We start from the raw sequence: 12,818 nt of genomic DNA, 5'->3' as shown, positions 1-12,818 counted from the left end.
TGTCGCATTGCAGCAAGTCAGGAAGAACGCACCCGTGTCCGCCATTCGCCACGCCCTCTCGACCAAGCGCGAGGACGATTTCGCCCAGTGGTACCAAGAAGTCATTTCCGAGGCTGAAATGGCCGAGGAATCAGGCGTCCGCGGCTGCATGGTCATCAAGCCCTGGGGCTATGGCATCTGGGAGCGCATCCAGCGCCTCATGGATGACATGATCAAGGCGGCGGGCGTCCAGAACTGCTACTTCCCGCTGTTCATTCCGCTGTCCTACTTCGCCAAGGAAGCCGAGCACGTCGAAGGCTTCGCGAAGGAAATGGCGGTCGTCACGCATCACCGCCTTGTCGCTGACGGCAAGGGCGGGCTGGTGCCGGATCCCGAAGCGAAGCTTGAAGAGCCGCTGATCGTCCGTCCGACTTCCGAAACCGTGATCGGCGCGGCGATGGCGCGTTGGGTCCAGTCCTGGCGCGACCTGCCGCTTCTGACCAACCAGTGGGCCAACGTCGTGCGCTGGGAAATGCGCACGCGCATGTTCCTGCGCACCAGCGAGTTCCTCTGGCAGGAAGGCCACACCGCCCACGCCGATCGTGACGATGCGATGGTAGAGACGCTGCGGGCACTTGAGATGTACCGCGCTTTCGCTGAAGGTCCGCTGGCGATGCCGGTGATCGCCGGTGAGAAGCCCGAGAACGAACGCTTCCCCGGTGCCGTGGCCACCTACTCCATCGAAGCGATGATGCAGGACGGCAAGGCGCTCCAGGCAGGCACCTCGCACTACCTGGGCACCGGTTTCGCCAAGGCGGCGGGCATCCAGTACCAGGACAAGGAAGGCACCCAGCAGTACGCCCACACGACGAGCTGGGGTACTTCGACGCGCATGATCGGCGGCCTGATCATGACCCATGGTGACGACGACGGCTTGCGCGTCCCGCCGATGGTCGCGCCGCACCAGATCGTCATACTGCCGATGCTGCGCGAAAACGACGAGGACGAGGCCCTGCTGGCCTATTGCGAGGAACTGCGCGCAGCGCTTGCTTCGCAGTCGGCACTGGGCGAGCCGGTGCGCGTTCTGCTCGACAAGCGTCCGGGCAAGGCCACCCAGAAGCGCTGGGCCTGGGTCAAGAAGGGCGCCCCCCTGATCCTCGAGATCGGTGGCCGCGATGCTGCGGGGGGACAGGTCTCCATGCTGCGCCGCGATCGCCTGTGGAACGACAAGGCCAAGGCCAACTTCGTCGGTCTCGCGAGGGAAGACTTCATCGCGCGAGCCGCCTCGGAAATCGAGGATATCCAGTCCTCGCTCTTCGCAGAGGCTCGTGCCAAGCGCGATGCGAACATCACCCGCGTTACCAGCTTCGATGAAGTGGTCGCGTTCTTCTCGGAAGACAAGCGCTACCCGGGCTGGGTCGAGGTCGAATGGGCGCGTCCGACCGGCGATGAGCTGGAAGACGTGATCAAGCGGCTCAAGGAACTCAAGCTGACCATGCGCAACACCCCGCTCGATGCCGAGCCGGTGACGGGTAACTGCATTTTCACGGGACGTCCGGCGGTCGAAAGGATATACGTCGCAAGGGCTTACTGATCGAATGCAGGAGGGGACGTGTTCGCGGCAATCAAGTATAACCTCGCCAACCTGACGAACTTCTCGGGCCGCGATGCGCGGCCCACGTTCTGGCTCTACGTCCTCTTCCTTGTCATCGCGCAATATGTTGTGGGCCTTGTGATCTCGCTGCCACTGATGGGCGGGATGATGCAGGGGGTCATGGACGGCGTGAAGAATGGCATGTCCGAAGCGGAACTGCAGGCGCAGATGCTGGCTCGAATGACCGGACCGATGCGCTCGGCGATGATTTTCTCGATGGGGTTATACCTCGTATCGTCGGCACTGCTGGTCGCGTCCTTTGTGCGTCGCCTGCACGATTCCAACCGCCCGGGCTGGATTGCCGCCATCGCCTTCCTCTTCGTCCTGGGTGCACAGGCGGCATCGATGGCGAACATGGACCGGCTGATCGATGCAATGTCGATCTCGGCTACGGCTTCGGGCAGTCCCGAGGCGATCCTCGCGGCGCAGGGGCCGTTGATCTATGCCAGCATGTTATCCTGGCTCGGCATGTTGATCGTCATCGTTTTCGGTGTCTGGCCCTCGACCGACGGCCCTAATCGCTACGGTGAGGAACCGGTCGGCGACTGACCCTTGCGATGCGGGCGGCGATCGCGGTTGCAGCGGCCGTCGCCTGTGACGTCTGGCGTCGCCGCACCGATGCGCCGGAATGGGAAGCGCAGCCTGTCGTCGCCCCCAAAGCGCAGACCACCGGCAAGCTGGAGGCCTTGCGCGGCGACGACTGGTTGCCGGGCGTAAGTGCGCTCGCCACCGATGGCAGCGAGCGCCCGGTGGCGAGCGCGGTGTCGGTCGGCGGTTATGAACCGCTTGCCGCGCAAGAGTGAGGCCAGCGCCATTGTAATCCGGCGACATCGGGGCCATGGCAGGGACATGGCTCCCAAGACACGGCCCGCGCCGGGCCTGCCGACGCGCAAGCAGATCCTCGACTTCATCGCCAATTCCCCCGTTCCTGCGGGCAAGCGCGAAATCGCGCGCGAATTCGGCCTTAAGGGACAGGAGAAGATTCAGCTCAAGGCGCTGCTCAAGGACATGGCCGAAGAGGGCCTGATCGACGGCAAGCGCACCGCGTTTCACAAGATGGGCGGCTTGCCCAAGGTCACCGTCCTGCGCGTCGTAGACATCGACGAGGGCGATGCGATCGCGGTACCCGACACGTGGCAGCCAGAGGACGCGACCCCGCCGCCGCGCATTCGCCTCGTCGAGAAGGGCCGCAGCGCACTCAAGGTGGGTGACCGCGTCCTGTCGCGCACCGAAGAGTCGAACACGGGCTGGCGGGCCTGGCCGATGAAGAAACTGGCGCTGCGCTCTGAACAGATGCTCGGCGTGGTCGAAATCGACGGTGGCGGCAAGCCATGGCTGGCCCCGGTCGACAAGCGCATCCGTCATTCCTCGCCGATCTCGGACTTGGGCGGTGCGGAGAAGGGCGAACTCGTGCTCGCCGAGCCGGTGGGACGATCTGCCCGCGCATCGGTCAAGGTCACGCAGGTGCTTGGCGAACCGCTCGCGCCCAAGGCATTCAGCCTGATTGCGATCCACAAGCACGGCATTCCCAACCATTTCACGCAGGAAACGCTGGACGAAGCGCAGCTCGTCGCGAAGATGCCGCTCAGCCAGGACAAGCGTGAGGACCTGCGCCACCTGCCGATCGTCGCCATCGATCCATCCGATGCGCGCGACCATGACGACGCCATCTGGGCCGAGCCGGACGAGGAAGGCGGCTTTCGCGCCCTTGTCGCGATTGCCGACGTTTCTTTCTACGTACGACCGGGCGGCGATATCGACCGCGAGGCGCGCCGCCGCGGCAATTCGGTCTATTTCCCCGACCGCGTCGTGCCGATGCTGCCGGAAATTCTCTCCGCCGACGTGTGTTCCCTGCGTTCGGGCGAGGACCGTGCGGCCATGGCCTGCCACATGCGCATCGATGCAACGGGCAAGGTCGTCGAATGGCGCTTCACCCGCGCCATCGTGCGCATCGACGAGGTGATCGCCTACGAAGATGCGCAGGCGCGCATCGATGATGGCAGCGCCGCAGATAACCTCAAGCACTTGTGGGAATGCTGGAAGGCACTGGCCGAAGCGCGCCACAAACGCGACCCGCTCGAACTCGAGCTGCCCGAACGCCGGGTCAAGCTTGATGAGCAGGGCCGTATCACCGAGATCGCCGTGCGCGAGAGGCTGGATGCCCACCGCGTGGTCGAGGACTTCATGATCGCCGCCAACGTGGCTGCCGCCAAGGCGCTGGAGGCCAAGGTCGCCCCGGTGGTCTACCGCGTTCACGAAACGCCGAGCCGCGAAAAGCTCGTCGCGCTCAAGGATTACCTCGCAACGTTCGGCAAGAAACTGGCGCTGGGGCAGGTCATCACGCCGGGCCTGTTCAACCGCATGCTGAAGGACATCGCTGACGAGGCCGAAAAGGCCCTGATCATGGAAGCGGTCCTGCGCAGCCAGACGCAGGCTTATTACGGACCGCGCAACGAAGGTCACTTCGGCCTTGCTCTCGGGTCCTATGCACACTTCACTTCGCCGATCCGGCGCTATGCCGACCTGCTCGTCCATCGCGCACTGGTCGATGCCTACGGCCTAGAGCAGCCCAAGCCGCATGGCGATATCCCAGCGACCTCCGGCCTGTCCGAACGCGACCGGGACGACCTGGGCCGGATCAGCGACGCCATCTCCTCGGCCGAACGCCGCGCCATGGAAGCCGAGCGCGAAACGATCGACCGTTATGTTGCCGCATGGCTCTCCTCGCGCGTTGGCGACGTTTTCGATACGCGCATTACCGGTGTCCAGAAGTTCGGCTTCTTCGCGACGATCATCGGATTGGGCGGGGACGGGCTGGTGCCGGTATCGACGCTGGGCGACGAGCGCTTCGCCTACGACGAGAAATCGCAGGTGCTCGAAGGGGAACAGACCGGAACGAGCTATGCCATGGGCCAGATCCTGCGCCTGCGTCTGGCCGAGGCAAATCCGCTGACCGGCGCCCTCAAATTCGAGCTGGAAGAGGGCGGCTCAGGCCAGATCGAACAGCGCGGAAAGCCGATGCCGCTGAAAAAGCGTGGAAAACATTTCGTGGGGAAGCGCGGCCGTCCAGGCAACATTCGGCATCAGGGCCGAAACAAGCGCTGAGAAATCCGGTAGTCGGCGCCTCTAGCTGAGGCGTTCGATCGCCGCTTCGTCGAGCGTGCCGGGAACGACGAAGACCGGGCAGGTCATCTGCCCGATACCGGCCCCGGTGAAGTGCGCGACCAGTGGCCCCGGTCCGCCTTCCCTGGCCGCGCCGAGCACGAGTGCGGACACTTCTGGGTGCTCCTTCAGGTACTCGCGCACGACCTTGATGTCCTCGCCCATCCGCACCGCGATGACCGGCATCTTTGCGCCCTGCGAGAGCAGGTTGCCGGCGGCGGCCGTCACCAGCGTTTCGGCGCGCGCGCGGGCTTCTTCCTCGATGGTGGCCTGGACGCCGCCGAAGGCGTTGAAAGGTTGCGGCGGAACGAGGGCGAGAAGATGCAGCGCCCCGTCGGTTTTGGCCGCGCGCCGCGCCGCGAATTGCAGGGCGACAAGCGCCTCATCGGTTTCATCGACGATTACCAGATAGACCCGCATCTTTTACCCCTCTTTCCCGAACTTATCGGGCCATTCGAATGTCGGTGCAAGCCATCAGGAATTCGAATTAGCGTTGTGAAGATGCTTGTATGGACGCTGTAACTTGTCCAAGGAAAGATCGATCCAGAAATGACCTCCCCAGGATGAACAAGGGACTCAAACGCTTCCATGCCCATCGAGATCAAGATGCCCGCTCTATCCCCCACCATGGAAGAGGGGAAACTCGCCAAATGGTTGGTTAAGGAAGGTGATACCGTCAACTCGGGCGATATCATGGCCGAGATCGAGACGGACAAGGCGACAATGGAATTCGAAGCCGTCGACGAAGGGACTGTCGGCAAGATCCTCGTGCCCGAAGGCAGCGAGGGCGTGAAAGTCGGTACCGTGATCGCCATGCTTGCCGGCGAGGACGAAGACCTTTCGGCCGTCGAAGCCGCGCCGGCACCGTCCGCTCCCAAGCAGGAAGCTCCCGAGGCTGCTGAAGAAGCCAAGGCTGCGGCCCCGGCTCCTGCTGCCGCCAAGGCCAGCGCTGCGCCTGCCGCTTCGAAGGAAGGCCGCGTTCTGGCTTCGCCTCTTGCCCGACGTCTGGCCGATGCCAAGGGCGTCGATCTCGAGGCGCTGAGCGGTTCGGGCCCGAAGGGTCGCATCGTCAAGGCTGACGTCGAGGCCGCCAAGGCCGGAGCATCCAAGCCCAAGGCTGCCGCAGCGCCTGCGAGCGAGGCTGTCCTTGCTCCCACGGTCGAAATGGCCGACGAAACCCGCGCCCTGCTCGACGCCCGTGTGCCGCACAGCGTCGAAAAGCTCTCGGGCATGCGCAAGACTATTGCGCGCCGCCTGACCCAGTCGAAGCAGGAAGCACCGCACATCTACCTCTCGGTCGACATCGTGCTCGACAAGCTCATCGCCCTGCGCGGCGAGATCAACGAGATGCTCGGCAAGCGCGGCATCAAGGTCTCGGTCAACGACATGCTGGTCAAGGCTCTGGGCATGGCGCTGGTCGAAGTGCCCGAGTGCAACGTGACTTTCGCCGGCAACGAACTGATCAAGTACGAGCGCGCCGACATTTCGGTCGCCGTCTCGATCCCCGGCGGCCTCATCACTCCGATCGTGCCGGACGCCAATGGCAAGACCTTCTCCCAGATCGCGCAGGCGACCAAGGACCTGGGCGCGCGCGCCAAGGATGGAAAGCTCAAGCCGGAAGAGTATCAGGGCGGCACCGCGTCGATCTCGAACATGGGCATGATGGGAATCACCCAGTTCTCGGCCGTTATCAATCCTCCGCAGTCGACGATCCTCGCCATTGGGGCAGGTGAAAAGCGCCCCTGGGTCATGGCAGACGGTTCCCTGGGAGTTGCGACTGTCATGAATGCCACCGGTAGTTTCGATCACAGGGCCGTCGACGGCGCCGATGGCGCGCGCCTGATGGCGGCATTCAAGGCCTATGTCGAAAACCCGCTGAGCATGGTTGCCTGACACGATGGAAGCCCGGCGCGATCCGGTCATCCGCATCACGGCCATGCCGGCTGACGCCAACGCCTATGGAGATATCTTCGGTGGCTGGCTGATGAGCCTGATGGACATGGGTGCAGGCCTGATCGCGGCGCGGCACTCCCATGGCAGGGCCGTGACGGTGGCGATGGACGGGATGCAGTTTCACCTGCCGGTCAAGGTGGGTGACGAAGTCTCCGTCTATGGCGAGCTGCGCCGGGTGGGTCGATCCTCGATGACCATCGGGGTCGAAGCCTGGCGGCGTCACCGCCACGAGGAAGTAGAAGTAAAGGTTACCGAAGCCGTGTTCACCTTCGTTGCAGTGGACAACAGCGGCAAGCCCAGGACGATTGATCCGGGCCCAAATGACCAGGAGATTTGAAGCAGTGGCAGATTCTTACGACGTCATCGTTCTCGGTTCCGGCCCCGGTGGCTACGTCTCCGCGATCCGCTGCGCGCAGTTGGGTCTGAAGACGGCTATCGTCGAGCGCGAACTGCTGGGCGGCATCTGCCTCAATTGGGGCTGCATCCCGACCAAGGCGCTGCTGCGCTCGGCCGAAGTGTTCCACCAGATGAAGCACGCCAAGGCCTACGGTCTGGCGGCTGACAACATCACCGCCGATCTCGACGCGGTGGTCAAACGTTCGCGCGGAGTTGCCTCGCAGCTCAACAAGGGCGTGACGCACCTGATGAAGAAGAACAAGATCGCCGTCCACACCGGCACCGGCAAGGTCGTTGCCAAGGGCAAGCTGGCGGTGACGGACGCTGACGGCAAGACGACCGAACTGCAGGCCAAGCACATCATCGTCGCTACAGGCGCTCGGGCACGCGAGTTGCCGTTCGCCAAGGCCGACGGCAAGCGCATCTGGACCTACCGTCACGCGATGACGCCTTCGGAAATGCCGACCAAGTTGCTGGTCATGGGCTCTGGCGCCATCGGCATCGAATTCGCCAGCTTCTACAACGACATGGGCGCGGACGTGACCGTCGTCGAAATGCTCGACCGGATCGTGCCGGTTGAAGATGCCGATGTTTCCACCTTCCTCGAAAAGGCGCTGACCAAGCAGGGCATGACGATCATGACCGGCGCCGGCGTCGAGGCGATCACCGCCAGCGACAAGGGTGTGAAGGCCAAGATCAAGGGCAAGGATGGCAAGGTCGTCGAGCACGAGTTCAGCCATGTGATCTCGGCCGTTGGCATCGTGCCGAACACCGAGGAAATCGGTCTCGAAGGCGTGGGCGTGAAGCTCGATCGCGGTTTCATCCAGATCGACGGTTACGGCCGCACCGGCGTTGCCGGGATCTGGGCCATCGGCGACTGCACGCCCGGACCGTGGCTGGCTCACAAGGCGAGCCATGAAGGCGTCACCGCTGCCGAGGCGATTGCCAGGGAACTGGGCAACAAGGACGTCCATCCCCACCCGCTCGACCGCAACAACATCCCGGGCTGCACCTACTGCCACCCGCAGATCGCGTCCGTCGGGATGACCGAGGCCAAGGCCAAGGAAGCCGGTTACGAAGTGAAGGTCGGCAACTTCCCCTTCATCGGCAACGGCAAGGCGATTGCGCTGGGTGAGCCGGAAGGCTTCATCAAGACGGTATTCGACGCCAAGACCGGTGAACTGCTCGGTGCTCACATGATCGGCGCGGAAGTGACCGAGCTGATCCAGGGCTATGTCGTCGGCAAGACCCTCGAGACCACCGAGGCCGAACTGATGAACACCGTGTTCCCGCATCCGACGCTGTCGGAAATGATGCACGAGGCGACGCTGGCCGCTTACGGCCGCGCCCTCCACATCTGATCGCGATTCCGCGACCGGACAGGATTACAGGGAAGGGGCGGGTCCTGCGGGACGCGCCCCTTCCTCTTTGGGGCCGGGTCGTCCGGGGGTTCAGGCCGTCTGGTTGGACTGTACGATGTGCTCGAATACCGCGATGTGGAGCGGCGCGTCGAATTCGCAACCGATAGCCGAATCGCGCTCCCAACAGATACGCGCGGTCAGCAGTTGCATGCCGGGAATCCGGATGCGCAAGGGTAACTCCGGACGGGCCTCCGGAAACCATGCAATGCGAAAGCCGCCGGGAGAAAGGTCTTCTAGGCGTGCCATTTTCCAGGGCCGCGTGCCTTGCCGCACCTCGCACAGGATCGTGACGCCCACGCGCTTGGAACGCTGCGCGTGCGGCCGTTTCGAGCCGGTGATCCTTTCGTGGTGCAATGTGGTCTCCTGAGTTGGTAGAAACCATTAGATCTCAGGATGTTACCATCAGGTTAGCACCAATGCCGGTCGACACCCGGGTCGTGTTCAATATGCTGTAAGGCCATCCGGTCGTGCCTTGCGATAGGACTTGAGCCTCCTGGTACAAGTATCCGAAATCAGGTGAGAACCTTGGTCTTGACCGCTTCGCGGATAGCATCCGGTGCGCCTGCATCCTCGATCGTCGCCGGGGTTTCGAAACTTTCCCCGTTAACGATCTTGCGCAGGACATTGCGAAGGATCTTGCCCGACCGGGTCTTGGGCAACTGCGGCACCAGATAGGCGGTCTTGAGCGCAGCCACCGCGCCCAGTTCGGATCGCACCATGGCGATTACGCGCCCGGGGATGGTCTCGTCGTTCTCGGCGCCCGCTCGCGCCACCACGAATGCAATCGGGATCATTCCCTTGAGCGCGTCGTCCGCGCCAATCACCGCGCATTCTGCAACGCCTTCGACCGTCGCGACGATCTGTTCCATCTGGCCGGTTGAGAGGCGGTGTCCGGCCACGTTGATTATGTCATCCGTGCGGCCCATGATGTGGAGGAACCCTTCATCGTCGAAGTGCCCCGCATCGCCGGTTTCGTAATGGCCGGGGAAGGAAGCGAAGTTCTTCTCATAGCCTGCCTTGTTGTTCCACAGCGTCCGGAACGCGCAAGGCGCAAGCGGCTCGCGCATTGCAACGGCACCGCTCTGGCCATCCGGCACCGGGCGGCCCTCTTCGTCCAGGATGGCGAAGGCGTACCCGGGCACCGGAAAGCCGGCGCTGCCGCGTTTGCGTCGCGTATCACCGAGGCCGAAGCAACTGGCGATGGCGGGCGCGCCCAGCTCGGTCTGCCACCAGTGGTCGATGACCGGCAGGCCGGTATGTGTCTCGGCCCAGGCAATCGTTTCGGGATCGGCGCGTTCGCCGGCCAGGAAAATGGCCTGGAGAGTGCCGGTACCGATTTCCCGCAGGAACGTCGCATCGGGGTCTTCCTTGCGGATCGCCCGGATGGCGGTGGGTGCGGTGAAGAACGTCTTGACGTCATGACGCACGATCGTGCGCCAGAATGTGCCCGGATCTGGGGTGCCGACCGGCTTGCCCTCGAACAGCACGGTGGACGCGCCAACCAGCAGGGGGCCATAGACGATGTAGCTGTGGCCGACGACCCAGCCCACGTCTGAGGCTGCCCAGAAGACGTCTCCCGGGCCGATCGCGTAGATCGCCTCCATCGTCCAGGCGAGATTGACGGCATGACCGCCATTTTCGCGGACGACGCCCTTGGGGGTGCCGGTCGTGCCGGACGTATAGAGGATGTAGAGCGGGTCGTTCGATGCCACCGCAACGCAATCGGGGATCGCTTCTTCTGCTGTCGCAGCGCGTAATTCGGCCCAGTCGGAATCCCGGTCCCGGCGCAGTTCCGCGGTAAGGAGATCGCGCTGCAGGACGATCACGCGCTCGACCTTGTGCGTGGCGCTGGCCAGGGCCTCGTCGACCAAGGGTTTGTAGGCGATGATCCGCTTGCCTTCGATCCCGCACGATGCGGTCAACACGACCTTGGGCGTGGCGTCATCGATGCGCTTTGCCAGTTCGTGCGCGGCAAAACCGCCGAAGACCACCGAATGGATCGCCCCGAGGCGTGCGCAGGCTAGCATGGCGAAGGCCGTCTCGGGCACCATCGGCATGTAGATGACGACGCGGTCGCCCTTGGCGACGCCAAGGCTTGCAAGCATGGCAGCCACGCGTCCGACTTCGTCGAGAAGCTCGCCGAACGTCCAACTGCGGACCGCCCCGGTGACCGGGCTGTCGTAAATCAGGGCCGTGGCATCGCCGCGGCCTGCCGCCACATGCCGGTCGACGGCATTGTAACAGGTATTGAGCGAGCCCCCGGGAAACCACCCCTGTTCGGGATCGTAAGCGCGCGTCGGCTGCCTGTCCCAGTCGATCATTGCGGCCGCCTTCGTCCAGAAGGTCTCGGGATCGTCGATGCTGGCTTGCCAGGTTTGCCGGTAGGCTTCGCTCATTGGCCTCTCACTTGTTTTTCTGATGGTTATCTGAATGTCTTGGACAGGATTATCAGGCTCGGATCACCGTTGAACGGTTCGGGAACGAAGCCCTTTTCGCGTTCCAGTTCGATGGCTGCATGATTGGCCCTGTCCTCGATGGAAATGGCACGGCGGCAACCCCTTGCGGCGGCCTGATCTGCGAGGAAATCGAGCATGGCCCAGCCGATGCCCTTGCCGCGATGGCTGGCGCAGACCGAGATTGCGATTTCCGCCGTATCGAGCGGTCCGTCGCAGGCCATGAGGCCCGAGGCGACGATCTGTCCGCTCGCCAGGTTGCAGGCGATCCACGATTCCGTCCGGAAGTGATCCGGGTGCACCAGCGGTTCCAGCTGCTCGCGGCCGATATGGCGGGCACCGGACATGAACCGGAAACGGCGGTCCTCGTCGGTGACGCGCTCGAAGAAGGCGGCCAGTTCGGCTTCATCGGCTTCGGTTACGGGGCGGACTTCAAGTTCGATACCGGAACGGGTTTCAAGCTTTACGCAATCGTGGAGAGACATTGAGACAAACTCCGTCTGGAGGTGGGGGGCGGCAATCTCATATGTCGTCGGCGACGCCCGCACCTTGATCGAGAGCAATCTCGGCCAGGCGCGGGCGCTACTTTCATCGGATCAGTCGATATTCCGGCGGAACGTCTCCGGCAGGAAGAACAGTCCGATCAGCAGAGTCGCAACGGCGACCACCACAGGATACCACAGGCCGTAGTAGATATCGCCCGTCGCAGCGACCATCGCGAAGGCCGTGGTCGGAAGGAATCCGCCGAACCAGCCGTTGCCCAGGTGATAGGGCAGCGACATCGAGGTGTAGCGGATCCGGCTGGGGAACAGTTCCACCAGCATCGCGGCAATCGGGCCGTAGACCATGGTTACCAGCAGGACGAGGTAGAACAGGATTGCGACGACCGTGACCTTGTTCATCTGCTCCGGATCGGCCGCGGCAGGGTAGCCGGCTGCGGCAAGACCGGCCTTGAGCTGGTCCTGATAAGCGGTGATCGCGGCGGCGCGGTCTTCACCCTGCACCTCGGCCGGGTTGGGCGCGACCATCACGGTGTCGCCGATCGCGACCGAAGCCACCGTACCTGCAGGTGCAGCCTCGTTGGTGTAGTTGATGCCGCTCTTGGCAAGGAATGCCTTTGCAATATCGCAGCTCGAGGCATCGAACTTGTTCTTGCCGACCGGGTCGAACTGGAACGAGCACTCCGCATCGTGGGCCGTAACCACCACCGGTGCGTTAAGGCTTGCGGCGGCAAGGGCCGGGTTGGCGGCATTCGAAAGTGCGTGGAAGGCCGGGAAGTATGTCACCGCAGCCAGGGCGCACCCGCCCAGAATGATGTACTTGCGGCCGATCCGGTCCGAGAGCCAGCCGAAGAACACGAAGAACGGCGTGCCCAGCGCAAGGGCGATGGCGATCAGGTAGTTCGTGGTCGCGCCATCCACCTTAAGGATCTTTTCGAGGTAGAACATCGCGTAGAACTGGCCGGTGTACCAGACGACGGCCTGACCGGCGACGGCGCCGAACAGGGCGATGAGCACGAACTTGAGGTTGCCCCACTGACCGAAGGCTTCCTTGATCGGCGCCTTGGATGTGGTGCCTTCATCCTTCATCTTCTGGTAGACGGGGCTCTCGCTGAGCTGCAGTCGAATGTACATCGAGACGACGAGCAGGATTGCCGAAAGCAGGAACGGCACGCGCCAGCCCCAACCCGTGAAGCTTTCCTCGCCCATGCCGGTACGTACGCCCAGCACGATGAGAAGGGCGGCGAACAGTCCGAAAGTCGCCGTGATCTGGATGAAGCTGATCTGCCCCCTTCTGAGT

At 63.5% G+C, this 12,818-nt stretch carries 12 protein-coding genes; 7 read left to right on the top strand and 5 right to left on the bottom strand.

All coding sequences use genetic code 11. From position 1 onward, the window contains the following. Positions 1–34 precede the first annotated feature (34 nt). From proS to rnr, 4 genes are read left to right on the top strand one after another with little or no spacing between them, the layout of a single operon-like run. Complete coding sequence (proS, locus tag SPHV1_RS04375) at positions 35–1,573, top strand: proline--tRNA ligase (RefSeq protein ID WP_054944827.1); 1,539 nt, start codon at positions 35–37, stop codon at positions 1,571–1,573. Positions 1,574–1,591: 18 nt separating this feature from the next. Beyond that, positions 1,592–2,182 (top strand): DUF805 domain-containing protein, encoded by a 591-nt coding sequence (locus tag SPHV1_RS04370; protein WP_054944826.1) that lies wholly within the window; start codon positions 1,592–1,594, stop codon positions 2,180–2,182. Positions 2,183–2,190: 8 nt separating this feature from the next. Further along, positions 2,191–2,436, top strand: coding sequence for a hypothetical protein (locus SPHV1_RS04365; protein ID WP_054944825.1), 246 nt, complete (start codon positions 2,191–2,193; stop codon positions 2,434–2,436). A gap of 46 nt (positions 2,437–2,482) precedes the next feature. Further along, on the top strand, positions 2,483–4,738 hold the full coding sequence (rnr, locus tag SPHV1_RS04360; RefSeq protein ID WP_197277642.1) for a ribonuclease R: 2,256 nt from the start codon (positions 2,483–2,485) through the stop codon (positions 4,736–4,738). Between the two features lie 21 nt (positions 4,739–4,759). On the opposite strand, the gene SPHV1_RS04355 is transcribed toward rnr, so the two are convergent. Then, the gene (locus SPHV1_RS04355; protein WP_054944823.1) at positions 4,760–5,215 is read right to left on the bottom strand and encodes a universal stress protein; all 456 of its coding nucleotides are present in this window, start codon (positions 5,213–5,215) and stop codon (positions 4,760–4,762) included. Positions 5,216–5,383: 168 nt separating this feature from the next. On the opposite strand from SPHV1_RS04355, the gene SPHV1_RS04350 reads away from it, so the two are divergent. From SPHV1_RS04350 to lpdA, 3 genes are read left to right on the top strand one after another with little or no spacing between them, the layout of a single operon-like run. After that, a complete protein-coding gene (locus tag SPHV1_RS04350; protein ID WP_054944822.1) occupies positions 5,384–6,688 on the top strand; it encodes a pyruvate dehydrogenase complex dihydrolipoamide acetyltransferase in 1,305 nt (434 codons plus the stop codon). Between the two features lie 4 nt (positions 6,689–6,692). After that, positions 6,693–7,085, top strand: coding sequence for an acyl-CoA thioesterase (locus SPHV1_RS04345; RefSeq protein WP_054944821.1), 393 nt, complete (start codon positions 6,693–6,695; stop codon positions 7,083–7,085). A gap of 4 nt (positions 7,086–7,089) precedes the next feature. Next, positions 7,090–8,505, top strand: a complete 1,416-nt coding sequence (gene lpdA / locus SPHV1_RS04340; protein WP_054944820.1) for a dihydrolipoyl dehydrogenase — start codon at positions 7,090–7,092, stop codon at positions 8,503–8,505. Between the two features lie 90 nt (positions 8,506–8,595). Here the strand turns inward: lpdA and SPHV1_RS04335 are convergent, their stop codons facing one another. The 4 genes from SPHV1_RS04335 to SPHV1_RS04320 all read right to left on the bottom strand — a co-directional run. After that, positions 8,596–8,919 carry a PilZ domain-containing protein gene (locus SPHV1_RS04335; RefSeq protein ID WP_231634518.1) on the bottom strand — a complete coding sequence of 108 codons (324 nt, stop codon included), beginning with the start codon at positions 8,917–8,919 and terminating at the stop codon, positions 8,596–8,598. Positions 8,920–9,077: 158 nt separating this feature from the next. Beyond that, complete coding sequence (locus tag SPHV1_RS04330) at positions 9,078–10,961, bottom strand: AMP-binding protein (protein ID WP_054944819.1); 1,884 nt, start codon at positions 10,959–10,961, stop codon at positions 9,078–9,080. A gap of 26 nt (positions 10,962–10,987) precedes the next feature. After that, positions 10,988–11,503 (bottom strand): GNAT family N-acetyltransferase, encoded by a 516-nt coding sequence (locus tag SPHV1_RS04325; protein ID WP_054944818.1) that lies wholly within the window; start codon positions 11,501–11,503, stop codon positions 10,988–10,990. Positions 11,504–11,614: 111 nt separating this feature from the next. Next, positions 11,615–12,818: MFS transporter (locus SPHV1_RS04320; RefSeq protein WP_054944817.1), on the bottom strand; the 1,204-nt coding region annotated here is incomplete at its 5' end.

This window comes from Novosphingobium sp. KN65.2, assembly GCF_001368935.1.
Taxonomy (GTDB): domain Bacteria; phylum Pseudomonadota; class Alphaproteobacteria; order Sphingomonadales; family Sphingomonadaceae; genus Novosphingobium; species Novosphingobium mathurense.
The sequence above is the reverse complement of the archived record's forward strand: the minus strand, read 5'-3'. Positions and strand labels throughout refer to the sequence as shown.

Bases quoted from the DNA above. Each gene is read 5' to 3' on its own strand.
- SPHV1_RS04365 (WP_054944825.1), top strand. From the start codon at position 2,191: ATGCGGGCGGCGATCGCGGTTGCAGCGGCCGTCGCCTGTGACGTCTGG.
- rnr (WP_197277642.1), top strand. From the start codon at position 2,483: ATGGCTCCCAAGACACGGCCCGCGCCGGGCCTGCCGACGCGCAAGCAG.
- SPHV1_RS04355 (WP_054944823.1), bottom strand. From the start codon at position 5,215: ATGCGGGTCTATCTGGTAATCGTCGATGAAACCGATGAGGCGCTTGTC.
- SPHV1_RS04350 (WP_054944822.1), top strand. From the start codon at position 5,384: ATGCCCATCGAGATCAAGATGCCCGCTCTATCCCCCACCATGGAAGAG.
- SPHV1_RS04345 (WP_054944821.1), top strand. From the start codon at position 6,693: ATGGAAGCCCGGCGCGATCCGGTCATCCGCATCACGGCCATGCCGGCT.
- SPHV1_RS04330 (WP_054944819.1), bottom strand. From the start codon at position 10,961: ATGAGCGAAGCCTACCGGCAAACCTGGCAAGCCAGCATCGACGATCCC.
- SPHV1_RS04325 (WP_054944818.1), bottom strand. From the start codon at position 11,503: ATGTCTCTCCACGATTGCGTAAAGCTTGAAACCCGTTCCGGTATCGAA.